This is a genomic window from Allobosea sp. P5_A5, assembly GCF_056400625.1.
Genome location: NZ_JBFUKY010000008.1, coordinates 153269 through 176549, shown reverse-complemented (window position 1 = coordinate 176549; position 23281 = coordinate 153269). Strand labels below are relative to the sequence as shown.

Annotated in this window: 21 protein-coding genes; 12 read left to right on the top strand and 9 right to left on the bottom strand. The window is 66.2% G+C overall.

What is annotated here, in order from left to right; translation table 11 throughout:
- Positions 1–108: 108 nt before the first annotated feature.
- The 3 genes from hemA to AC1DR6_RS16790 all read right to left on the bottom strand — a co-directional run bounded on the left by hemA (position 109) and on the right by AC1DR6_RS16790 (position 3492).
- Positions 109–1320, bottom strand: a complete 1212-nt coding sequence (gene hemA / locus AC1DR6_RS16800) for a 5-aminolevulinate synthase (protein WP_476830388.1) — start codon at positions 1318–1320, stop codon at positions 109–111.
- 83 nt (positions 1321–1403) lie between these two features.
- Positions 1404–2663: an allantoate amidohydrolase gene (locus AC1DR6_RS16795; protein ID WP_476830387.1), complete on the bottom strand. Its 1260-nt coding sequence runs from the start codon at positions 2661–2663 to the stop codon at positions 1404–1406.
- Between the two features lie 82 nt (positions 2664–2745).
- Positions 2746–3492 carry an SDR family NAD(P)-dependent oxidoreductase gene (locus AC1DR6_RS16790; RefSeq protein ID WP_476830386.1) on the bottom strand — a complete coding sequence of 249 codons (747 nt, stop codon included), beginning with the start codon at positions 3490–3492 and terminating at the stop codon, positions 2746–2748.
- Between the two features lie 476 nt (positions 3493–3968).
- On the opposite strand from AC1DR6_RS16790, the gene AC1DR6_RS16785 reads away from it, so the two are divergent.
- The 5 genes from AC1DR6_RS16785 (at position 3969) to AC1DR6_RS16765 (ending at position 9420) form a co-directional block, all read left to right on the top strand.
- Positions 3969–4775 (top strand): WecB/TagA/CpsF family glycosyltransferase, encoded by an 807-nt coding sequence (locus AC1DR6_RS16785; protein ID WP_476830385.1) that lies wholly within the window; start codon positions 3969–3971, stop codon positions 4773–4775.
- A 108-nt stretch (positions 4776–4883) separates the two neighbouring features.
- Positions 4884–5927, top strand: a complete 1044-nt coding sequence (locus tag AC1DR6_RS16780; RefSeq protein WP_476830384.1) for a GMP reductase — start codon at positions 4884–4886, stop codon at positions 5925–5927.
- A 100-nt stretch (positions 5928–6027) separates the two neighbouring features.
- Complete coding sequence (locus AC1DR6_RS16775) at positions 6028–7059, top strand: amino acid ABC transporter substrate-binding protein (protein WP_476830383.1); 1032 nt, start codon at positions 6028–6030, stop codon at positions 7057–7059.
- Positions 7060–7216: 157 nt separating this feature from the next.
- Positions 7217–8380 carry an amino acid ABC transporter permease gene (locus tag AC1DR6_RS16770; protein WP_476830382.1) on the top strand — a complete coding sequence of 388 codons (1164 nt, stop codon included), beginning with the start codon at positions 7217–7219 and terminating at the stop codon, positions 8378–8380.
- Positions 8377–9420 (top strand): amino acid ABC transporter permease, encoded by a 1044-nt coding sequence (locus AC1DR6_RS16765; RefSeq protein WP_476830381.1) that lies wholly within the window; start codon positions 8377–8379, stop codon positions 9418–9420. The genes AC1DR6_RS16770 and AC1DR6_RS16765 overlap by 4 nt, the downstream gene beginning before the upstream one ends.
- Before the next feature lie 219 nt (positions 9421–9639).
- Here AC1DR6_RS16765 and AC1DR6_RS16760 read toward each other — a convergent pair whose 3' ends face one another.
- Positions 9640–10188 (bottom strand): GcrA family cell cycle regulator, encoded by a 549-nt coding sequence (locus tag AC1DR6_RS16760; RefSeq protein ID WP_476830380.1) that lies wholly within the window; start codon positions 10186–10188, stop codon positions 9640–9642.
- Between the two features lie 566 nt (positions 10189–10754).
- Between AC1DR6_RS16760 and AC1DR6_RS16755 the strand changes: the two genes are divergently transcribed.
- Genes AC1DR6_RS16755 through AC1DR6_RS16745 form a run of 3 tightly spaced genes read left to right on the top strand, consistent with a single transcriptional unit; the run spans position 10755 to position 13934 of the window.
- Positions 10755–11993: an acetylornithine transaminase gene (locus AC1DR6_RS16755; protein WP_476830379.1), complete on the top strand. Its 1239-nt coding sequence runs from the start codon at positions 10755–10757 to the stop codon at positions 11991–11993.
- 31 nt (positions 11994–12024) lie between these two features.
- Positions 12025–12945, top strand: a complete 921-nt coding sequence (gene argF / locus AC1DR6_RS16750; protein WP_476830378.1) for an ornithine carbamoyltransferase — start codon at positions 12025–12027, stop codon at positions 12943–12945.
- Entirely contained in the window at positions 12945–13934 is a 990-nt protein-coding gene (locus tag AC1DR6_RS16745) for an Hsp33 family molecular chaperone (RefSeq protein ID WP_476830377.1), read from the top strand. The genes argF and AC1DR6_RS16745 overlap by 1 nt, the downstream gene beginning before the upstream one ends.
- Before the next feature lie 191 nt (positions 13935–14125).
- Here AC1DR6_RS16745 and argE read toward each other — a convergent pair whose 3' ends face one another.
- Together argE and apaG are read right to left on the bottom strand one after the other, a co-directional pair.
- Positions 14126–15292: an acetylornithine deacetylase gene (gene argE, locus AC1DR6_RS16740; protein ID WP_476830458.1), complete on the bottom strand. Its 1167-nt coding sequence runs from the start codon at positions 15290–15292 to the stop codon at positions 14126–14128.
- Between the two features lie 14 nt (positions 15293–15306).
- On the bottom strand, positions 15307–15699 hold the full coding sequence (gene apaG / locus AC1DR6_RS16735) for a Co2+/Mg2+ efflux protein ApaG (protein ID WP_476830376.1): 393 nt from the start codon (positions 15697–15699) through the stop codon (positions 15307–15309).
- Between the two features lie 199 nt (positions 15700–15898).
- Between apaG and AC1DR6_RS16730 the strand changes: the two genes are divergently transcribed.
- The 3 genes from AC1DR6_RS16730 (at position 15899) to AC1DR6_RS16720 (ending at position 17889) form a co-directional block, all read left to right on the top strand.
- Positions 15899–16987 carry a 2'-deoxycytidine 5'-triphosphate deaminase gene (locus tag AC1DR6_RS16730; RefSeq protein ID WP_476830375.1) on the top strand — a complete coding sequence of 363 codons (1089 nt, stop codon included), beginning with the start codon at positions 15899–15901 and terminating at the stop codon, positions 16985–16987.
- A 69-nt stretch (positions 16988–17056) separates the two neighbouring features.
- The gene (locus tag AC1DR6_RS16725; protein WP_476830374.1) at positions 17057–17233 is read left to right on the top strand and encodes a hypothetical protein; all 177 of its coding nucleotides are present in this window, start codon (positions 17057–17059) and stop codon (positions 17231–17233) included.
- A gap of 59 nt (positions 17234–17292) precedes the next feature.
- Positions 17293–17889 carry an SCO family protein gene (locus tag AC1DR6_RS16720; protein WP_476830373.1) on the top strand — a complete coding sequence of 199 codons (597 nt, stop codon included), beginning with the start codon at positions 17293–17295 and terminating at the stop codon, positions 17887–17889.
- On the opposite strand, the gene AC1DR6_RS16715 is transcribed toward AC1DR6_RS16720, so the two are convergent.
- The 3 genes from AC1DR6_RS16715 to AC1DR6_RS16705 form a co-directional block, all read right to left on the bottom strand.
- Entirely contained in the window at positions 17834–19759 is a 1926-nt protein-coding gene (locus tag AC1DR6_RS16715; RefSeq protein ID WP_476830372.1) for a glycosyltransferase, read from the bottom strand. The two genes, AC1DR6_RS16720 and AC1DR6_RS16715, sit on opposite strands and share 56 nt — an antisense overlap.
- 111 nt (positions 19760–19870) lie before the next feature.
- Positions 19871–21118, bottom strand: coding sequence for a tryptophan synthase subunit beta (gene trpB, locus AC1DR6_RS16710; RefSeq protein WP_476830371.1), 1248 nt, complete (start codon positions 21116–21118; stop codon positions 19871–19873).
- Positions 21115–21801 (bottom strand): phosphoribosylanthranilate isomerase, encoded by a 687-nt coding sequence (locus AC1DR6_RS16705; protein ID WP_476830370.1) that lies wholly within the window; start codon positions 21799–21801, stop codon positions 21115–21117. Before AC1DR6_RS16705 ends, trpB begins: the two co-directional genes overlap by 4 nt.
- A 97-nt stretch (positions 21802–21898) precedes the next feature.
- Between AC1DR6_RS16705 and AC1DR6_RS16700 the strand changes: the two genes are divergently transcribed.
- Positions 21899–23185 (top strand): TAXI family TRAP transporter solute-binding subunit, encoded by a 1287-nt coding sequence (locus AC1DR6_RS16700; RefSeq protein WP_476830369.1) that lies wholly within the window; start codon positions 21899–21901, stop codon positions 23183–23185.
- Positions 23186–23281 lie beyond the last annotated feature (96 nt).

The window sequence follows — 23281 nt, the reverse complement described above, 5'->3', positions numbered from 1 at the left end:
CGTCATTGCGAGAAGCAAAGCGACGAAGCAATCCAGAAGGACTGGCCGAAACAGGTCACCCAGTCTTCCTGGATTGCTTCGCTGCGCTCGCAATGACGGGCGAGACCCTCAGGCCGCCCGCTTCAACCCGTCCCGCGCCCAGATCGCGCCCAATGCCGCAACCAGCCGGTCGATATCGGCGTCGGAATGCAGCGGCGAGGGTGTGATCCGCAGCCGTTCCGTGCCGCGCGRCACGGTCGGGTAGTTGATCGGCTGCACATAGATGTCGAAGCGCGCCAGAAGCTCGTCGCTGATCGCCTTGCAGGCTTTGGCCTCGCCGACCATCACGGGCACGATATGGCTGGGGTTCGCCAGATGAGGAATGCCGACGGCGTCGAGCTTCCTGCGTAGCGAGGCGACACGGTCCCGCTGACGGTCCCGCTCGGTCGCGCTCTCCTTGAGATGCCGGATGGCCGCGACCGCGCCGGCCGCGACCGCCGGCGGAAGCGCGCTGGAAAAGATGAAGCCCGAGGCGAAGCTGCGAATGAAATCGCAGAGCGCCGCCGAGCCGGCGATATAGCCGCCGATCACGCCATAGGATTTTGCCAGCGTGCCCTGGATCAGGGTGAGCCTGTCCGTCAGGCCCTCGCGCTCGGAAATGCCGCCGCCGCGCGGCCCGTACAGCCCGACGGCATGGACCTCGTCGATATAGGTCATCGCGCCGAATTCCTCGGCGATATCGCAGAACTCCGCGACCGGCGCGATATCGCCATCCATCGAGTAGACCGATTCGAAGGCGATCAGTTTCGGTCGGGCAGGGTCGAGGCCCGCCAGCTTGCGGCGCAGATCGGCCGGGTCGTTATGCGCGAAGATCAGCTTGTCGGTCCGCGAATGGCGGATGCCCTCGATCATCGAGGCGTGGTTCAGCGCGTCGGTCAGCACGATGCAGCCGGGGATGCGGGAGGCGAGCGTCGAAAGCGAGGCCCAGTTCGAGACATAGCCGGAATTGAAGATCAGCGCGGCTTCCTTGCCGTGAAGATCGGCAAGCTCGCGCTCCAGCAGCACGTGATGATGGTTGGTGCCGCCGATATTGCGGGTGCCGCCGGCCCCGGCGCCGCTGCCGTCGAGCGCGGCATGCATCGCCGCGAGCACCTTGGGGTGCTGGCCCATGCCGAGATAATCGTTCGAGCACCAGACGGTGACGTCGCGCGGCCCGTCCGCCCCGTGATAGGTCGCGAGCGGGAACCGACCAGCCTGGCGTTCCAGATCCGCGAAGACGCGATACCGGCCCTCGCTGCGCAGTCCGTCGAGCTCGCGGCGGAAGAAAGTTTCGAAATCCATGGCCAGCCTCCTGCGGCGGGCTCGTCTTTAGGCCCTGCGCGCCAGCGAAGGAATGGCGCGCGGTGTCGCGGTCGCGAGCGCTTCTACGATGCGGCTGCCGCCAGTTCCAGCAAGGTTTCCAGCAGCACCTTGATCGCGAGCCCTGCATCGGCCTCCGTCATGTTTTCCAGCGGCGAGTGGCTGATGCCTTTTTCGTTGCGCACGAACAGCATCGCGACGGGCGCGACCGCCGCCATCGCCATCGCGTCGTGCCCGGCGCCGGAGGGCAGGCGGCGCGCCGAAAGGTTGCTGCCGCTGCGTGCGATCCCGGCCGCGAACGCATCTTGCAACCCTTGGTCCATCGGCACCGCAGCGGCGCGCGCATACGGCACGATCTCGAGGCCGACGCCACGTCGTGTCGCGATGGCACCGAACCGGCTCCGGATCTCGGTTTCCATCTCCACCAGCGTTTCGTCGCGCGGCGCTCGGAAGTCGATGGTGAACTGGACCGCGCCCGGCACGACATTGGTCGCGCCGGGCTCGGGCCTGAAGACGCCGACGGTGCCGACCGCGAGGTCATGGGCACCGGCAACCTGTTCGAGCGCCAACGTCATTTCCGCCGCCGCCGCCAGCGCATCCTTGCGCAGCGCCATCGGAACGGTGCCCGCATGGCCGGCCTCGCCCGTCACCCTCACCTGCGCCCGGACCTGAGCGTTGATCGCGGTGACGATCCCGACCGCCTCGTTCTCCGCCTCCAGCACCGGACCTTGCTCGATATGAAGTTCGAGATAGGCCCGCAGCGAGCCGGCTCGGCGGGCCAGCGCCGGAATGCCTTCGGGATCGCCGCCGAAGGCGCGCAGGGCCTCTCCAAGCGTCGTGCCGTCCTCGTCCCGTGCCGTCAGCCAGGCCGAATCGTAGGTCCCGGCCAGCGCTTCCGAGGTCGAGAGATGCGTCGGAAAGCGGACATTCTCCTCGTCGCCGAAGGCGACGACCTCGACCGGGAAGGGCAGTGCGATGCCGGCATCGCGCAACGCCTGCACAGCGAGAATGCCGGCGACGACGCCGAGATTGCCGTCGAAGCGCCCGCCATCCTTCACCGTGTCGAAATGCGAACCGATCATCACGGCTTGCGCGCCCGCGACGATGCCCTCGCGCCGCCCCTGCACCGAGCCGGCGGCATCGATGAAAGCGGTCAGGCCGGCCACTTCCATCGCGCCCTTGACCCACTCCGCCGCTTGTCGATGGGCGGGCGAAAGGTAGAGCCGCGTCAGCTTGCCCGGTTCGTCGGAAAAGCGGTTGAGCCCGGCGAGCGCCGCAAAGGCGCGGGCGCCGAGAACGGCGGCGGAAGGAAGCATCTGCGTCATGGCACGAAGATTAGGTCATGGCTCGTCGGAAACTGCACGGTGATTTTCGCAAAGCTGCTTCGCCTGAGCGAAGCGGCGACGCTCAATAGGTCGCTCGTCCGCCCGAGAGGTCGAAGATTCCGGCGGTGGTGAAGCTGTTCTCGGCGGAGGCCAGGAAAGCCACCATCGCCGCCACCTCGTCCGGCATCAGGAAGCGTCCGCGCGGGATCTTTGCCAGCATATAGCCGATATGCTCCTCGCTCATCTGGTCGAAGATGCGCGTGCGGGCCGCGGCCGGCGTGATGCAGTTCACCGCGATGTCCTTGTCGGCCAGCTCCTTGCCGAGCGATTTCGTCAGCGCGATCACCGCCGCTTTCGAAGCCGAATAGGCGGATGCGTTGGGGTTGCCCTCCTTGCCGGCTATCGATGCGACGAGGACGATCCGGCCGTAATTGCGCTTGACCATGCCGGGGATCACCGAGCGGCAGCAATGCAGGGTTCCGTCGACATTGAGGCGCATCACCCGCGCCCAATCCTCGAGCGGATAGTCCCAGGTCTTGTGGTTGGGCCCGGCGATGCCCGCGCTGGTCACCAGAATATCGATGCTGCCATGCCGGGCCTCGAGCGCGTCGGCCTCCGCCTGGACGGCTGCGGCGTCGGTAACGTCCACCGCGCGACCGACGACGCCATGGCCGATCTCCGCCGCCGCTTTCGCCGCAAGCTCGCCATCGACATCCCAGATCGCGACGCTGGCGCCGCTGGCGGCGAAACGTTCGGCTACGGCGCGGCCGATCCCCTGGGCGCCCCCGGTCACGATGGCGACGCGACGGCCCAAATCGATCTGGTTCAAGCTCTTCCTCCCTTGCGGCCAGGCTTCGATCGAGTCCGAGCCCTTTTCAGCATCAGAGCGGAACGACCTGCATCGATCAATCTTCAAAATGCGCACGGGCGGCCGGAGGCGGTTTCCCGCGTTAACCGGGACCGGGCTTCCGAACGTTGCGGCCGCCGGGATGGTTAATCACCATCGATGAATTTCAGGCGAAATTGAAGAATACCCATGTATCGAATCGGATCGAAAAAACCAAAGATGTTTCAATACGCGACATCGCGCCGAGCCGTATTTCATCGATTGGCATTGTCCATGAAGCGATCGTTTCGCATCGATACAGATATTGCGGATACGCATGAAACAGGCTTTAATACGGCTTCGGTGATCCCAAAAAGGAGGCGTTCACCTTTCGATTGACTTCGCCTTGACCTTGGAGCCGGATTGGCGATGTCATCATCGTCATGAGCCTGTTTCACCTGTCAGGACCGAAAACGAACGTGCCGAGCGCCCTTTCGATTCCCATTGCGAGTGAGGCCGACAGCCGAACGCGGCAGCGCTATGCCAAGCGTGCCGTTGGCGGCATCGGGATCGCGGTGATCAATCGCGGATCGGCGATCGGCGAATTGAACGAGGCCATCGTCGAGGGCGGGCATGTCAAGCTTGCCTTCTGCAACGCCAATCTGGTGAACGTGGCGGCCGATGATGCCGCCCTGCAGCGCAGCCTCGCGACCTTTCTTGTTCTGGCGGATGGCATCGGCGTCGATATCGGCAGCTGGCTGCTCTATGGCGCGGCCTTTCCCGACAATCTGAACGGAACCGATTTCTTCCCGACCTTTTTCGCCTCGCAAAGGCGCCACTTGCATGTGGCCCTGCTCGGTGGCCGCCCCGGTGTCGCCGACCGCGCCGTCGAGCAACTGGCCCAGCGCTATCCGCAGCATCGCTTCGTAGTTACCTCTCACGGCTACTATGCCGCCGACGAAGAGGACGGAATCCTGGATCGACTGAAGCAGGACCGTCCCGATCTGCTCCTGGTCGCGCTCGGCAATCCCTTGCAGGAGCGCTTCATCGCCGCCAAGCTCGGCCCGCAGCATTGCGCCGTCGCGGCCGGGGTCGGCGCCTTGTTCGATTTCTTCGCCGGCGAGGTCAGCCGGGCGCCGGAACTCATCCGCACGGCACGGCTGGAGTGGGCCTATCGGCTCTGGCTGGAGCCGAGCCGGCTCTGGCGCCGCTACGTCCTCGGAAACCCCGCCTTCATGCTGCGGGTCATGCGGCAATACCTGCTTGGCGGCCGCACCGGTTCCTGAGCGACAAGCGCCTTATGGCCGCGATTTGCCACTCCGCCCGGCACGGGTCTAAGAATCGGCGCACGCTGGCTGGCGTGCCGATCCGTGATTCTCGACCCGGAGCCCGCCATGCGCATCGAGAACGATCCGAAGCTCGACTTCCGCGACGTGCTGATCCGCCCGAAGCGCTCGACGCTCGGCAGCCGCGCCCAAGTCGAGGTCTCCCGTAGCTTCCGCTTCGCCCATACCGGCCGGGACTGGACCGGTTTTCCGCTTATCGCCGCCAATATGGACGTTGTCGGCACCATGGCGATGGCCCGGGCTCTCCAGAAGCACGGCGCCATGGTCGCCCTGCACAAACACTATGCCGCCGAGGAGCTGATCGCGTTCTTCCGCGAACCGGACTCGGCAAATACGTTTTATTCGCTGGGCACCACGCAGGCCGATCACGACAAGCTGAAGGCGGTGCATGAGCAATCCCCGATCGGGAAGATCTGCCTCGATGTCGCCAATGGCTACACCGAGAAATTCGTCGAGACCGTGAAAGCGACCCGAGGCGCCTTTCCCGACGCCGCGATCATGGCCGGCAACGTCGTCACCGGCGACATGACCGAGGCGCTGATCCTGGCGGGAGCCGACATCGTCAAGGTCGGCATCGGGCCGGGTTCGGTCTGCACCACCCGCAAGATGACCGGCGTTGGGTATCCGCAGCTCTCGGCCATCATCGAATGCGCCGATGCTGCCCACGGGCTAAAAGGCCTCGTCTGCGGCGATGGCGGGCTGACAGTGCCGGGCGATGTCGCAAAGGCTTATGGCGGCGGCGCCGATTTCGTCATGATGGGCGGCATGCTCGCCGGCCACGACGAATGCGAGGGCGAGATCCGCTACGAGGAACGGGACGGGGAGCGCGTGCCGGTCGCGATGACCTTCTACGGCATGTCCTCGGACACGGCGATGAAGAAATATGCCGGCGGCGTCGCCCGCTACCGCGCCTCCGAGGGCAAAAGCGTCGAGGTTCCCTATCGCGGCCCGGTCGAGGGCACGATGCTGGAGCTGATGGGCGGGGTGCGCTCGGCCATGACCTATATCGGCGCGGTACATCTCAAGGAAATGTCGAAGCGCACCACCTTCATCATGGTCGGCAGCCAGCTCAACACCGTCTTCGGAAACTGATCCGGCCCCCCGCCTTTCGGCGGCTACCGCTTTCGGCCCGGCTGTTGCATAGTCGCCGCTTCAACACGGAAAAGCCGCAAAGGCGACGGGGAGACGGATGATGACGATGAGAATTTTGGCGGCGGCAGCAGTGCTGGCCGCTGGTGCCTCGATGGCGCAGGCGCAGCAACTGGCGCCGAGCCCGACGCTCGACGCGGTGAAGGCCCGTGGCCATCTCGAATGCGGCGTGCATCTCGGCCTGCCGGGCTTCTCCTTCGCCAACGACAAGGGCGAATGGACCGGGCTCGACGTGGACTACTGCAAGTCGCTCGCCGCCGCGATCTTCGGCGACGCCACCAAGGTCAAGTTCACCCCGACATCGGTGCAGCAGCGCTGGCCGATCCTGCAATCGGGCCAGGTCGATGTGCTCGCGCGCAACTCGACCATCACCTTCTCGCGCAACGCGACGCTGGGGCTGAATTTCCAGGGCATCAACTTCTATGAGGGCCAGACCTTCATCGTCCGCAAATCCGCGAATGTGAAGGAGGCCGAAGGTCTCGACGGCGCCTCGGTCTGCGTCGCCGCCGGCTCGACCGAGGAGAAGAACGCCGCCGACTGGTTCCGCGAGCGCAACCTCAAGGTCACCATCACCAATTTCCAGAAGAACGACGACGCCATCGCCGCTTATGATGCAGGCCGCTGCGACGCTTACACCGCCGGTGTCGGCGCGCTGGCCGGCCAGCGCATCAAGCTCAAGGCGCCCGACGACCACGTCATCCTGACGAAGCCGATCTCGAACGATCCGCAAGGACCGGTGACGCGCTGGGGCGACGAGCGCTGGCAGCTCATCGTGCGCTGGGTGCTGAACGGCTCGATCGCTGCCGAGGCGCTGGGCGTGACCGCCAAGAACGCCGACGAGATGAAGGCGAGCTCGAAGAACTCGGAAGTTCGCCGCCTGCTCGGCGCCGAAGGCGGTTTCGGCGAGATGATGGGCCTGCCCAACGACTGGATGTTCAACGCCATCAAGCAGGTCGGCAATTACGGCGAAAGCTACGAGCGCACGGTGGGCATGGGCTCGGCCCTGAAGCTCGAGCGCGGCCAGAACCAGCTCTGGACCAAGGGCGGCCTGCTCTTCACCCCGCCGTTCCAGTGAGAGCAAAGCTGTCATTCCGGGGCGCGCCGAAGGCGTGAACCCGGAACCCACGACGGGGTCGTCCAGCCAGTCGCCATCACTCACCCGGTCGTGGGTTCCGGGTTCTTCGCTTCGCGAAGCCCCCGAATGACACCGCCATGTGGATGACGCTCGCACCGTGACCAGCCCTCTCGCCCTCCTCAACGACAAGCGCGTGCGCGACTGGATCTACCAGATCGCGCTCGTGGTTTTTCTCGTCGCGCTCGCCGTCTTCTTTGTGCGCAATGCCTCGGAGAACATGGTCAAGGCCGGCATCGCCTCGGGCTTCGGCTTCCTCTGGCGCAATTCGGGCATCGAGGTGCCCTTCGTCCTGACCGGCTATACCCAGGCCGACAACATCCTCGGCCTGTTCTGGGTCGGCGTCGCCAACACCATGCTGGTCAGCGTCATCGCGGTCGTGCTGGCGACGCTGCTTGGCTTCCTTATCGGCGTCGCCCGGCTGTCCTCGGTCTGGCTCGTCTCGGCCATTGCCGGCGCCTATATCGAGTTCGTCCGCAACATCCCGCTGCTATTCTTCGTGCTGTTCTGGTATTTCGGCGTCATCGCCGCGCTGCCGGCCCCGCGCGCGAGCCTGAGCGTCTTGGGCGTCGCCTTTCTCAACAATCGCGGCCTGACCGTCCCGCTGCCGGATGGCACAGAGAGCCTGCGGATCGCTGGGGCGATCATCCTCGTCTGCGTGGCCGCCTACACCGTCTTCGCCATATGGGCGCGCAAGCGACAGGAGCGCACCGGCCGCCATGGCCCGACCCTGCGCGTCGGGCTGGTGCTCTTGCTCGCCGTGCCGCTACTGGCGCTCACCTGGGCGGTGCTGGCGACACGCTGGGATGTGCCGGCGCTTCGCGGCTTCAACTATCGCGGCGGCTTCGTCGTCATTCCGGAATTCGTCGCGCTGCTGGCGGCGCTGGTGACCTACACGGCCGGCTTCATCGCCGAGATCGTGCGCGGCGGCATTCAGTCGGTTTCTCATGGCCAGACGGAAGCAGGCGCGGCGCTTGGCCTGCGCCCCGGCCAGATCCTGCGGCTCGTGACCATCCCGCAAGCCATGCGGGTGATGATCCCGCCGATGACCAACCAATATCTCAACGTGCTGAAGAACTCGTCCTTCGGCGCGGCCATCGCCTATCCCGACCTCGTCAGCCTGTTCATGGGCTCGGCGCTGAACAACACCGGCCAGGCGATCGAGATCATCGCCATGACGCTCGCCGTCTATCTCGTCATCGGGCTGGCCGTTTCCGCGGTGATGAACTGGTACAATGCCCGCATTGCGCTGGTGACGCGATGAGCCGCCCCGTCTCGCCTTCGATCTGGCGCGAACGCCTGTTCGCCACGCCTTTCACCGCTTTCGTGACCGTGGTGCTGGCACTCGCCATCGCATGGGTCGCGACGCCGCTGATCCGCTGGGCGCTTGTCGATGCGACCTGGCGCGGCACCACGCGCGCGGACTGCACGACTGGGGGCGCCTGCTGGGTCTTCATCCGCGCCCGCTTCGGTCAGTTCATGTACGGGTTTTATCCGGTCGACCAGCGTTGGCGCGTCGATCTTGCCGGCATCGCCTTCGTGCTCGGCATCGCTTCCGTCGTTTTGGCGCCGCAGCGGCTCAAGCTAGGCTTGAGCATCGCCATGCTGGTGGTGTTGCCGCCGCTCGGCATCTGGCTCATCGGCGGTGGGTTGGGCCTGCGCCCGGTCGAGACGCGTGACTGGGGCGGGTTGATGCTGACCCTGTTCATCTCGGTCTATTCCAGCCTGATCGCGATCCCGCTCGGCATCCTCTTCGCGCTCGGACGACAATCCGAATTGCGCGTCGTCAGGCTCGTCAGCGTCATCTTCATCGAGTTCTGGCGCGGCGTCCCGATCATCGCCGTGATCTTCCTCGCCTCGCTGCTGTTGCCGCTGATCCTGCCCGGCGGCCTCGATATCGACCGTCTGGCGCGGGCGGTGATCGGGCTCGGCTTCGTCATTGCCGCCTATATGGCGGAAGCGGTGCGCGGCGGCCTGCAAGCCCTGCCGAAAGGCCAGCGCGAGGCCGCGACCGCGCTCGGGCTGACCTATTGGAAGGCGACCGGCCTCATCGTCCTGCCGCAGGCGCTACGCATCTCGCTGCCGGCGATGACCAACGAGTTCATCGCACTCATCAAGAACACCACGCTCGTGCTTGTGGTCTCGATCCTCGATCTGCTCGGCATCGCCCAGGCCTCGCTCGCCGATCCCAACTGGGTCGGCATGAACATGGAGGCCTATGCCTTTTCAGGGGCGATCTACTGGCTGATCTGCTTCGCGCTCTCGCGCTGGAGCCGCTCGCTGGAGAAGAGGCGGCGGCTGTGATGACGAATGCACCTCCGCCGTCATTCTCGGGCGAAGCGTAGCGTAGACCCGAGAATCTCTCGCAGAACGAGCCGCTGCCTTTTCCGGTCGGAGATGCCCGGGTCAAGCCCGAGCATCTCGGAGATGCCCGGGTCAAGCCCGAGCATGACGCGCTGTGCGAGCGGGCAACAAAAAACCGGCCTTTCGGCCGGTTTCTCTATCCAAACCCCTGCAGCCTGCTTACGCCCGCGCCTTGCTCCGGTCGCGACGGCGGTCGGCCGCCGGCTGGTAGGCGATGCGCGAGTGGTGGGTGCAATAGGGCATGCCGGTCTGCGAGCGCGCGCCGCAGAAGCGGAATTCCGGGGTGGTCGGATCCCCCATCGGCCAGCGGCACATATATTCGCGCAGATCCATGATGGTGACGCGCTCGGAGAACGGGATCACGACATCCTCGGTCGCCTGCACCGGCTTCGGCTGAGCGTCGGCCGCGGTCTCGGCTTCGAAATCCTGCGCCAGCGCATGGGCGCCGCGTGTCGGGGCCGGTGCGGCCATCGGATGGCTCGGCGCCCGCGGCGGCGCAGCCTTGCGGGGCGCTGCGTTACGCGGAGTGGCTGGGGCCGCGGCGCTCTTCGCCCGGCCCGAAAGGCCGAGCCTGTGCACCTTGCCGATCACCGCATTGCGCGTGACGCTGCCGAGTTCGGCGGCGATCTGGCTTGCGCTCAGACCATCGCTCCAGAGCTTCTTGAGCCGTTCGACCCGCTCCTCCGTCCATGCTCCGGCTTCGTTCATCCGCATCACCTGTCTGTTCGGACGGCTTCAGGGAAGCCGTCTCGCGGGTGCTTCGTCTCGGAATCCGAAGTCGCGGCTTCTGTCGCAGGGACAAAAACCGTTGCTGCCGCAACAGACCGAACTGGGGACGCCGCACGAAATGTCGTATCTGACGAGGGGGACCATACAAGGGGCAGTGACTCCCCGACAAGAGTCGCCGAATCAGAAATCGGCTTTTCCCCAGGCCAATGCCGGTTCAGCAGGCAAGAGAATCTTTTCGGCAACACTTCGTTAAGGCCGTGGCGCCCGGCCCTGAATTGACAGCGCCCGCCTGAGTCCGCATATTTATCCACAAGGTGACGCCGCCCTCTCGGGCGGCGCTTATGTTTTGCGGATCACGACGATTTCGCGGATTAGGGCCTGGACCATGCGGATGACGGCGCGACGAGAGGTCGGGAACTGGGTGCGACGATAACGTCGTCGCCGGGTCGCAACTTGGCTGCAGCTTGCAGCATCAAACCCGGATCGCGTTCTCGACCCCAGCGCTTATCCGTTCTCACCCGTCCCTTCGCGAGGATCTGAGCTCCATGGCCTCCGCTTCTGTTTCCAAAACTGCTTCTGTTTCCAAGACCGATTCCGTGCTGCTGCCGACCTATGCCCGCGCCCCCGTCGCTTTCGAGCGCGGCGAGGGTCCTTGGGCGATCACGGCTGACGGTACGCGCTATCTCGACTTCGGCGCCGGCATCGCCGTCAATGCGCTGGGCCACGCCCATCCCCATCTCGTCAAGACGCTGACCGAGCAGGCCGGCAAGATCTGGCACACCTCGAACCTGTATGGTGCGCCGGACGGCGAGCGGCTGGCTCGCCGTCTCTGCGAGGCGACCTTCGCGGAGCGCGTGTTCTTCACCAATTCCGGCGCCGAGGCGAATGAGTGCGCCATCAAGATGGCGCGGAAATACCAGGCCGCGAAGGGCCATCCCGAGCGCTACCATATCATCACCTTCGAAGGTGCCTTTCACGGTCGGACGCTGGCGACGATCGCCGCCGGCGGCCAGCAGAAATATATCGACGGCTTCGGCCCGAAGGTCGATGGCTTCGATCAGGTGCCCTTCGACGACGAGAAGGCGCTGCGCGCCGCGATCGGCCCCGATACGGCGGCGTTGATGATCGAGCCGATCCAGGGCGAAGGCGGCCTGCGCACCGTGCCCGGCCGCTTCCTCAAGCTGCTGCGCGAGCTTTGCGACGAAAACGACCTGATGCTGATCTTCGACGAGATCCAGACCGGCGTCGGCCGCACGGGAAAGTTCTTTTCGCATGAGCATTACGGCGTGACGCCGGACATCATGTCGATTGCCAAGGGCATCGGCGGCGGCTTCCCGATGGGCGCCTGCCTCGCGACGGAAGAGGCAGCTGCGGGCATGACGCTCGGCACCCACGGCACCACCTTCGGTGGCAATCCGCTTGCCATGGCGGTCGGCAATGCCGTGCTCGATATCGTTCTGGAGCCGGGCTTCATCGACCGCGTCGGCCAGATCGCGCTGCGGTTGAAGCAGTCGCTCGCTGAACTCAAGGACAAGCATCCCGAAATCATCGAGGAAATCCGCGGCGAGGGCCTGATGCTTGGCCTCAAGCTGCACACGCTCAACACCGAATTCGTCACCGAGGCGCGCGCGCAGGGCATTCTCGTGGTCGGCGCCGGCGACAATGTCGTGCGATTGTTGCCACCGCTGATCATCTCGGAGGCTGACGTGGCCGAGGCGCTCTCCCGCCTCGACAAGGCTGCGAGCGCCGTCGAGGCTGGGCTCAAGCGGCCGGCCGTCGAATAATCTCCCTCCAAGCGAAGCGAAGGAAGCGCCCGTGACGCGCCATTTCCTCGACCTGTCCGATTTCTCCGGAACCGAACTGCGCGCCATCCTGCGCGCGGGCGAGGAGATGAAGTCGCGACGCCGCACGCCCGCAGCCGCCGGCGACCGCCTGCTCGACGGCAAGGTCATCGCCATGGTGTTCGAGCAGCCCTCGCTGCGGACCCGCGTTTCCTTCGATGTCGGCATCCGCGAACTCGGCGGCTCGCCGATGATGGTCACGGGCCGCGAGATCGAACTGGGCGAGCGCGAAACCATCGCGGACACCGCCCGTGTGCTGTCGCGCTATGTCGATGCGATCATGATCCGCATGCTAGACCACGACGCCGTGGTCGAGATGGCGAAATACGCCTCCGTCCCGGTCATCAACGGCCTCACCAAGCGCCAGCATCCCTGCCAGGTCATGGCCGACGTGATGACCTTCGAGGAGCGCAAGGGCTCGATCAAAGGCAAGCGCATCGCCTGGACCGGCGACACCAACAACGTGCTGACCTCCTGGGTGCATGCGGCCGGCCGGCTCGATTTCGAGCTGGCGATCGCCACGCCCGAGGAGCTGGCGCCGCCGCCGGCACTGATCCAGTGGGCCAAGACGCAGGGCGCGAAGCTCTCGCTCACCACCCGGCCCGAGGAAGCGGTCGAGGGCGCCGATTGCGTCATCACCGATTGCTGGGTCTCGATGGGCGACGACGAGGGCACCCGTCACAATCTGCTGCGGCCCTACCAGGTCGACGAGCGGTTGATGGACCGCGCCGAAAAGGACGCGATCTTCATGCACTGCCTGCCGGCTTCGCGCGGCGAAGAGGTGACGGACGAGATCATGGACGGCCCGCAATCGGCCGTGTTCGACGAGGCCGAAAACCGCCTGCACGCTCAAAAGGGCATTCTGGCGTGGTGCTTCGGCGGGGTGGCGGCCTGATGGCCGATCAAACCAGCGACACCGCCCTCGACGACAAGGTCGTTCCCTTCGCGGTGCCGGATCTCGACGTGCGCGGACGCGTCGTCCGGCTGGGGCCGGCCATCGACACGATCCTCTACCGCCACGGTTACCCCGAGCCGGTTTCTCGCGTTGTCGGCGAGGCGGCGGCGCTGACCGTGCTCCTCGGCACGGCGCTGAAATTCGAGGGCCGCTTCCAGCTCCAGACCAAGAGCGACGGGCCGATCTCGATGATGGTCGTCGATTTCCAGGCACCCGATAATTTCCGCGCCGTGGCGCATATCGACGAGGCCAAGCTGCTGGAGGCGATCGCGCTCGACAAGGTCTCGACCGGCGATCTTCTCGGCGAGGGCCATCTCGCCATGACGATCGACCAGGGCTCGGCGACGACGCGCTACCAGGGCATCGTTCCGCTCCAGCGCCAGAGCCTGGAGGAGGCGGCGCACGAATATTTCCGTCAGTCCGAGCAAATTCCGACGCGGGTGCGTCTGGGCGTGGGGACGGTGACGACCGGTGGCAAGTCGCAATGGCGGGCGGGCGGCATTCTGGTCCAGTTCATGCCGCATTCGGCCGACCGTCTGCGCGCCGCCGACATTCATCCGGGCGATGCGCCGGAAGGCCACGAGATCCTGGCCGGCCGCGATCCTGGGGGGCTGGAGGATGACGCCTGGACGGAGGCGCGCTCGCTCGTCGAGACGGTCGAGGATCACGAGCTTCTCGACCCGATGCTGGAGAGCGAGCGGCTGCTTTACCGGCTGTTCCACGAGCGCGGGGCGCGGGTGTTCGAGCCGGTCGCGGTGCATGAGGCCTGCCGCTGTTCGCGCGAGCGCGTGCTCACGATGCTGCGCGGCTTTTCGCAGGATGACCGCCACGCCATGATCGCCGATGACGGCAAGCTCGGCGTCACCTGCGAATTCTGCTCGCGGCGCTACTCCTTCGACCCGGCCGAGGTCGAAGACGGGCCGGCGTAGAGGCGCCGGAACCGCGACGGGAACCCCTCTCCTGTAAGGAGAGGGGCAGGGGTGAGGTGTCGGCCCCTCGACCAGTTCGCCAAGTAACTCATCGCACGGTTAGGTCTCAACCGAAGCGTCCGACGCCCGACCCCTCACCCTGCCCTCTCCCTATGGGAGAGGGTTCCCCGCGCCCATCCGTCAAGCGATGCTTACCCGCGGCACTCCGCCATCAGCTTCCTCATGAAGGCCTCGCCGGCCTCGAGCTGTTCCAGCGTGATGTACTCGTCCGGCTGGTGCGCCTGGTCGATCGAGCCCGGCCCGCAGACCACCGTCGGCAGGCCCGCGCGCTGGAAGTGCCCGGCCTCCGTCGCATAGGCGACGGCGATCGTGTCGTTGCGGCCCGACAACCGCATGGCGAGGCGCTCGGCCGGCGAGCCCGGATCGGGCGCGAGCCCCGGCACATCCGAGGTCATCACCGTCTCGATCGTGGAGGAGGGCGCGGTCTGGCGCATGCGCGCCAGCACCGTCTCGACCCTGGCGGCGAAGCGCGCCGGCCCGGCTTCGGGATCGGAGCCCGGCAGGGTGCGGATTTCCCAGGAGAGCTCCGTTTTGTCGGCCAGGATGTTGCGGGCGATGCCGCCATGAAACTTGCCGACATGGACGGTGTCGTAAGGCGGATCGAACCGTCCGCTCTCGTCCGGCCGCTCCTTCGCCTCCTCCTGCATCGCGTCGAGTTCGGCTGCCAGCAGCGCCCCGGCATGGACCGCGCTGGCGCCGAGATGGGGCTTGGAGGAATGGGCGGCAAAACCACTGACGCGGGTCAGGAAGGTGCGGATACCCTTATGCGCATCGGCGATATCGAGCGATGTCGGTTCGCCCACGATCACGGCGAGAGGCAACGGCAGCGTCTTGCCCATCGCGGCGATGCCGTCGACCACGCCGAGGCAGGTCACCTCCTCATCATAGGAGAAGAACAGGTGGATCGGCGTCTTGAGGCCGGCTGCCAGGAAATCCGGCACCAAAGCGAGCGCGAGCGCAACGAAGCCCTTCATGTCGACGGCGCCCCGGCCATAGGCGCGCCCGTTCTCGACATGCAACGTGAACGGGTCGCGGCTCCAGGCCTGCCCCTCGACAGGCACCACGTCGGTATGGCCGGACAGCACGACGCCGCCTTTGTCCTGCGGGCCGATGGTGGCAAAGAGAGCCGCCTTGTCGCCCGCGGCATTCGGAAAGCGCTGCGCGGCGACACCCCAGCCGGCAAGGTAGTCCTGGACGAAATCGATCAGCTCCAGGTTGGATTTCTGGCTCACCGTGTCGAAGGCGACGAGCCGGGCGAGCATGTCGAGCGGCGCGTAGCGCTGCCCGACAGTCGAAATGGCAGAGGCGGCAGTCAATGCAGGACCTTCTTCACATGAGGGGAATCGAGCGGAAACAGCGGCACCGCGACCTCGAGACTTGCGCCGCGCTCGTCGCGCATCGTGTAGGCGCCTTGCATCGAACCGTGCGGCGTCGCCAGCGGACAGCCGGACGTATAGTTGAAGCTCTCGCCCGGCCGGAGCACCGGCTGCTGGCCGACCACGCCTTCGCCGCGAACCTCATGGACCTGACCGCGCCCATCCGTGATCGTCCAGTGACGCGTCTTCAGCGTCAGCGTCTGTTCCGAGAGGTTCACGATCTCGATCGCATAAGCCCAGAAATAGCGGTCCTGGCGCGGGGAGGATTCGCTTTCCATGAAGCGCGGTTCGGCCGTCACCCGCACGCCATGCGTTTCGGCACGGTACATCGGCTCCGCCGCCTCGGGCTTTTTCGGTGTTCCTCGATCCGCCATATGCCAGTTATGGAGGCCGCTGCTGGCCCGTCAATGGGTTCGCCGTGCCAATCGGGCGTGGACAACGCCGCAAGCCAGGGTACTCATCCCCCGCCTTGGCTTGGCCTTTGCCACAGCCTTCGCTAGCAAGGACTGTCTTCCTCGCGGACCTCGCATGCTGCCTTTCAAGCCCGGCATCCAACCAGACAGCGCCATCCGCGCCCTTGCCGGGCAGGGTGCGATCCGGCTTGCCCAGCCCCCGGCCGAAGGCCAGATCCAGCCCGCGAGCCTCGATTTGCGGCTGGGCGCGCGAGCCTATCGCGTGCGGGCGAGCTTTCTGCCGGGCCCCGGACGCACGGTGCGCAGCCGCATCGAGGACCTTTCGCTCCACGAGATCGACCTGACCCGCGGCGCGGTGCTCGAAACCGGCTGCGTCTATGTCGCCGAGCTGATGGAAGGCCTGAAGCTGCCGAAAGGCCTGCGCGCCGCAGCCAACCCCAAGAGTTCGACCGGACGGCTCGACGTTTTCACCCGGGTCATCACGGACCGGGCCCGTGAGTTCGACCTCGTCGAGGACGGCTATGACGGCCCGCTCTATATCGAGATCTCGCCGCGCACCTTCCCGGTGCTGGTGCGCAGTGGCTCGCGCCTGTCGCAGATCCGCTTTCGGGCCGGGGAAACCCGGCTGGACGACCGCGCGCTTGGCGAAGTTCACCTCCGCGAGACCCTGGTCTCGGCCGCCGAACCCTCTTTTCAGGGCGGTGTCGCCGTCAGTGTGGACTTGTCCGGCTTCGGCGGCCTGCTCGGCTATCGCGGCAAGCACCATACCGGGCTGATCGATGTCGATCGCGTCGGAGCCTACCGGGCCTCCGAGTTCTGGGAGCCGATCCCCGACGATCGCTCGGGCGCGATGATCCTCGACCCCGGCCAGTTCTACATTCTCGCCTCCAAGGAGGCTGTCCATGTTCCGCCGGATTATGCCGCGGAGATGACCCCGTTCGACGCGCTGGTCGGCGAGTTCCGGGTGCATTATGCCGGCTTCTTCGACCCCGGCTTCGGCCATGCCGCAGCAGGCGGGCGCGGCGCTCGCGCCGTGCTGGAGGTGCGCTCGCGCGACGTGCCTTTCGTCATCGAGGATGGCCAGATCGTCGGCCGGCTGGTCTACGAGGCGATGGCGGCCCGGCCGGAAGCGCTCTACGGAGCGGGGCTGAAATCGAACTATCAGGGCCAGGCCCTCAAGCTCTCGAAGCACTTCATCGCTTGAGGCGTGGGCACTTTGCCTGCGTCACCCAGCCCGCTTTCGGCGCCGCCGCTTCGCGGCTATTCTGTTGGCATGGCCGAGGTCGAACCCCGTTCCGGATCGGATGAAGTCGCCGCGAGCCGTGGCGGCATCCTGCTGCTTGTCGGCGGGGCGCTGGCCCTGTTGCTGGCCGGATTGCTGCTGTGGTGGCGCGAAGGCAGCCGGCTCTTCACCGATGGGTTGATCGCCTCCATCGTCGCGTGTTTTTAACCGCCGATGTTTTTAAGCCCTGAGAATTGCATCCAAGCCTCAAGACCGGAAGAACGCTTGTGAACCGCCGCCTCGTCCTGCCTCTCGTCGTCTTCCTGGTCGGTGCGCTCGCGCTGGCGGCGGCTGCGATCCTGACCTTCTCGCCCGGTGCACGGACGACCAGCACCGGCACGGCCAGCGTCGGCGGGCCGTTCACGCTGACGACGCAGGAGGGCAAGCCGCTCTCGGACACCGATCTGCGCGGCTCGCCCTTCCTGGTCTTCTTCGGCTTCACCCATTGCCCCGACATCTGCCCGACCAAGCTCTTTGAAATCTCGGAAGCGATGCGCGCAGCCGGCGACAGCGACAAGGCAAAGACGCTCAAGGCGCTCTTCATCACGGTCGATCCCGAGCGCGATACGCCTGAGACGATGAAGAGCTATCTCGGCTCCTTCGATCCGCGCATCGTCGGATTGAGCGGTGACCGGCCGGCGATCGATGCGGTGATCAAGGCCTACCGGGCCTATGCCAAAAAAGTGCCGCTCAAGGACGGCGACTACACCATGGACCATACGGCGCTGGTTTATCTGATGGACAAGGACGGCAGCTTCGTCGGCGCCTTCAATATCGAACAGCCACCGGAGCAGGCCGCGGCGGAGTGGCTGCGCCACTCGTGATCTCTGGCGCGGGTGCCGAAGCCAGCCGCCGCGCGAGACCGTGCTCCGTCTTGTTCCAGGCGAAACGCCGGGTGAAGAACTCGTAAAGGGCCATCCAGGCCGCGATCGAGACCAGCCCGTAGTAAAGCGGCAGCAGCGGCACGAGCAGCAGCAGGTCGTGATCGCCTCGGCGTAGCGCGCCGATCGCCGGCGGCGCGAAGAGCGCGACAACTCCCAGCAGCCAAATGGCGGTGGCGAAGGCCAAGGTCAGGGTGCCCCAGTTGTCGGCCGGCATGAAAAGCGAGCCTTCCCAGCAGGCGCAAAGAGCGGCCAGTGCGAAGACCGGGAAGCCGAGCGCCGTCACGATCGTCCCGATGATGAGCGCGGCGAAGGCGAAGGTCGCGGGAAAGCCCGCCTCGCGCAGCAACGCGACCGGCGCCCGCGAATGCGTCATCACCGTCTGCATGTAGCCCTTGATCCAGCGCGAGCGCTGTTTGAGCCAGGCCTTGACGGTGACCGGCGCCTCTTCCCGTGTGTCCGACGGCAGGTCGCCCATGCGGTAGCCGGCCCGCACCAGCCGGATGCCGAGATCGGCATCTTCGGTGACGTTCCAGGCATCCCAGCCGCCGATCGCGCGCAGAGCATCGGTGCGGAAATGGTTCGAGGTGCCGCCGAGCATGATCGGCAGGCCCGATTTCAGGAGGCCCGGGTTCAGCACTTCGAAGAGCCCGGCATATTCGAGCGCGAACAGCGCCGGCAGCAGCCCTTCGCCGGTGTGGTCGATGACCAGCCGTGCCTGCAGGCAGGCGAGCTCCTTTGGCGCGCGCTGGAAACGGGCGGCGGCGAGCCGCAACTGCTGCGGGTCGGGAATGTCTTCCGCGTCGAAAATGGTGAAAAGCGTGCCACGCGCCTCGCGCAAGGCGAGATTGAGCGCGCGCGGCTTGGTGCGTGGCGCCCCCGGCGGGACGATCGTCACCCCGATATGCGCCGGCAGCCGGATCTCCGCGAGGGCTGCGCGCATGCCGCTGTCGTCGGCCTCGATCAGGAGGCGGATGTCGAGCTTTGCGGCGGGATAGTCCAGCGCCGCGAGCCCACGCAGCATTTGCTCGAGGACACGCAGCTCGCGATAGAGCGGGACCGCGACCGTGTAGACCGGCAGTCGGGCATCGTCGAGGCGCCATCGATGCGTCTGCCAGAGGTCGTCGGCCTTGGGCTCGATTGCGGCGGCGAGACGCAGCAGGATCAGCCCGAGAAAGATCGGGCCAAGCAAAAATGCCAGCGTGAAGAAGGCTTCCAGCGGCGCGAAAACGCCGCCGAAGGCTGCGGCTGCCACCCCGATCCCCGCCGTGACCCTCTGCCCTCGGCTTGCAGGCAGGCGGGCGCTGTCGCGGGCAAGGCCGGGCTCGTCGAGATTGGCGGCGTGCTGCGCCACATCGCTCGCATTAGCGACACGCAGCGCCTCGGCGAAGCGGCGCGGCGTGGTCACCGCGATGTCGCGGCGTCCGCGCGGCCCAGCCTCGATCATCCGCCGCAGCGCAGGCCCTTCCGGCGCGAGCATGAAGCGGTAGTGCCCGGCCCTACTCCCCGTGCAGGGAGCCACACCGGCCCGCAGGATCGCGACATGGTCTCCGCCTGAGGCGAGCCGGAAGCCGTCCTCGCAATAGGGCAGGTCATGCTCTGCCGCGAAGGCGCGGTAGTACCATTGCTCGTCGATGATCCGCAGCGCATAGGCTTCGGCGAGCGGGGAGCTGCCATGGCGCGCCGCCCGCCTTGCGGCGTCGTGAAGAGCGGCCGGTGCAATGCCATGGCGCTGAAGGAACGCGATCTCGGCGGGCAGGCCGACCGCCTCACCACGCCTCTCGACCGCCTCGCTGCCGTCCGCGACCGCCAAACCCGTTCAAGCTCCACGCCACATCCCGGGCAGATACCGCCCGAAAGGCGAGACTTGCCGAATTGCACGCAGGAGTCGAGTAAGGCTTTAAGCGGAGAGGACGGGCGGCTTTCAGCGCCCGGCCAGGATTTCCGCGACTTGCGGGATGTCCTTGTCACCGCGGCCGGACAGGTTGACCACCATCAAATGGTCCCGCGGCTTCTGCGGGGCCAGTTCGGCGACGCGGGCCAGCGCATGGGCAGGTTCCAGCGCCGGAATGATCCCCTCCAGCTTCGAGATCAGCTGGAACGCCTCGAGCGCCTCCTCGTCGGTGGCGGAGAGGTAGGTCGCCCGACCGATATCGTGCAGCCAGGAATGCTCCGGGCCGATGCCGGGATAGTCGAGACCGGCCGAGATCGAATGCGCATCGGCGATCTGCCCATCCTCATCCATCAGCAGAAATGTGCGGTTGCCATGCAGCACGCCGGGCCTGCCGCCGGTCAGCGAAGCCGCATGCAGCCCGCTCGGTACGCCATGGCCGGCCGCCTCGACGCCATAGATTTCGACGGACGGGTCGTCGAGGAAGGGGTGGAACAGCCCCATCGCATTGGAGCCGCCGCCGATGCAGGCGATCAGCGAATCCGGCAGGCGGCCTTCCATTTCCAGCATCTGCGCCTTGGTCTCGGTGCCGATGATCGACTGGAAGTCGCGCACCATCGCCGGATAGGGGTGCGGGCCCGCGACCGTGCCGATGCAGTAGAAGGTCGTGCCTACATTGGTCACCCAGTCGCGCAGCGCCTCGTTCATCGCGTCCTTGAGCGTCTTGGTGCCGGATTCGACCGGCACGACGGTCGCGCCCAGCATCTGCATGCGGAACACGTTCGGCGCCTGTCGGGCGACATCGACCGCGCCCATATAGACGATGCATTCCAGCCCGTAGCGCGCGCAGAGCGTCGCGGTGGCGACGCCATGCTGGCCCGCGCCGGTCTCGGCGATGATGCGCTTCTTGCCCATGCGCCGCGCCAGCAAAATCTGGCCGAGCACATTGTTCACCTTGTGCGAGCCGGTGTGGTTCAGCTCCTCGCGCTTGAGGTAGATCTTCGCGCCGCCCGACAGGCCGGAGGCTGCCGCCTGCTTCTGGAAATACTCGGTCAGGCGCTCGGCGAAATAGAGCGGCGAGGGGCGGCCGACATAGTGCTTCAACCCGTTCGACATCTCGGCGTGGTAGGCCGGGTCGGCCTTGGCGGCGTTGTAGGCCTGTTCCAGCTCGAGAATCAGCGGCATCAGCGTCTCGGCGACGAAGCGGCCGCCGAACAGTCCGAAGCGACCGTTCTCGTCCGGGCCGTTGCGATAGCTGTTCGGATGAGAGGGGGCGTTCATGCGCTCGAACCTTCCTGCATATCCGCCGCGGCCTTTCGGGCCGCCGCGATGAATTCCACGATCCGGGCCGGATCCTTGACGCCCGGCGCGCTTTCGACGCCCGATGATACGTCGATGCCGGCCGGTCGGGTCACATGGATCGCCTCGGTGACATTCGCGGGGTCAAGCCCGCCCGATAGCATGAAGGCGAGCGCGGGGTCGAGGCCGGCTAGCAGCGTCCAGTCGAAGGGCCGGCCATGGCCGCCGGGATAGGCCGCGTCCTTCGGCGGTTTGGCATCGAGCAGGATGCGGTCGGCGACGGCGGCATAGGGCCCGATGCGCTCCAGATCGGCCGAAGTCGCGACGCCGAGCGCCTTCATCACCGGCCGGCCGGCCGCGATGCTGATTGCATGGACCAGCGTCGGGGACTCTCCGCCGTGCAGCTGAAGCCAGTCCGGAGCCAGTTGCTCGACCAGTTCCGCCGCCTGCCCTTCATCGAAATCCACGACCAGCGCGACGATCTCGGCCTTGCCGCGCGCCATCGCGGCAAGTTCGATCGCGCGCTTCATGGTGACGACACGGGGGCTCCTGGGATGGAAGACGAGACCGACCATGTCGGCGCCGGCCTCCAGCGCGGCTTCCATCGTCTCGGGCGTCGAGAGACCGCAGATCTTGATCATCACCGCAGCGGAACCTTTCATCATGGGCGCTCTTAGCATGAGGCTGCCGTTCCTGTCGCACTTGCGACATCGTTGCGGGCGACGTCATGGTGGCGGGCTGACGGAGGGTTAAACATTGCGCATGGGACGTCGTGGTTTTCTGGCGCTGGCAGGTCTGCTGGCCCTGACCGGCCTCGCCGCGACGGCCTTCTACATCTTCACCCAGCCGCGCACGCTGCGGCTTGCGGTCGGCCCGCTCGGCTCGGAAGATGCGCGCATGGCGGCGGCCTTCGTCCAGGGCCTCAACCGCGACAAGGCCTCGGTTCGGCTGCGGCTGGTCTTGACGGAAGGCTCCGAGGACAGCGCCAGAAAAGTCGACGAAGGGCAGGCCGAGCTGGCGATGCTGCGGCCGGATATCGCGGCCCCCTCCACGGCCGACACCGTCTTGATCACCCGCCGCAGCTATCCGTTCTTCATCACCACCAAGGACACGACGATCGGCCGCATCGCCGATCTGCGCGGCCGCAAGGTCGGCGTCTCCCGCAATCCGGTCGGGAATATCGCGCTGCTCAAGCGGGTTCTCGCGCAATATGAGGTCGGCGCCGACGAACTGGAGATCATCGGGTTGAATCAGGACGAGATCGTCCAGGCCGCGCGCGACAAGCGGATTGACGCCTTCTTCTCGATCAACGCCGTCGGCTCGCACACCAACAATGACGGGCTGAAGCGGCTGCGCTCTGCCTGGGGCGAGGACCCCGTCCTGATCCCGATCCGCGAGGCCGATGCGTTGGCCGCCCATTACCGCGCGATCGAATCCGGCGAGATCGTGCGCGGCGCGCTGGGTGGCGACCCGCCTCGCCCGGCCGAAAGCCTGCCGACGATCTCGATCACATCCCGGCTGGTCGCCGCGCAAAGCCTCGACGACAATCTCGTCGGTGAATTAACCAAGGACATCCTCGATTTGCGCCTGACGCTGGCGACGGAGGTGCCGGCCATCGCGGCGCTGGAGACGCCCTCGACGGACAAGGACGCGCCGCTGCCGGTCCATTCCGGCGCCGCCGCCTATATCGACGGGGAGCAAGAAAGCTTCTTCGACCGCTATGGCGACTGGTTTTATATCGGCGCGATGGTCCTGTCCGGCGTCGGCACCGGCGGGGCGGCATTGCTGGGGCGCGAGAGCGCCAACCGGCGCAAGCGCGCGATGGAAGGGCTCGACGAATTGTTGACGCTGCTCGGCATCATCCGCGCCTGCGAAGACGAGGCCGAACTGATGCGGCTGGGGCGCGACGCCGACACCATCCTCAGCCGCGTGCTGGCGGACTACGCCAAGGGCGACCTCGACGCCGCCGCGCTCGCCGCCTATCGCCTGGCGATCGATCAGGTGGGCCGCGCGGTCGCCGAAAGGCAGCGCGTGATGGCCGAGATCTGACGCGCATTCACCTTTGGGACAGGCTGCGGTTGCCCAATGGCCCCGCAACGTCTATGTGCAGCGCAGCGAATTCCAGATTCACGTGAAACAGGCTGC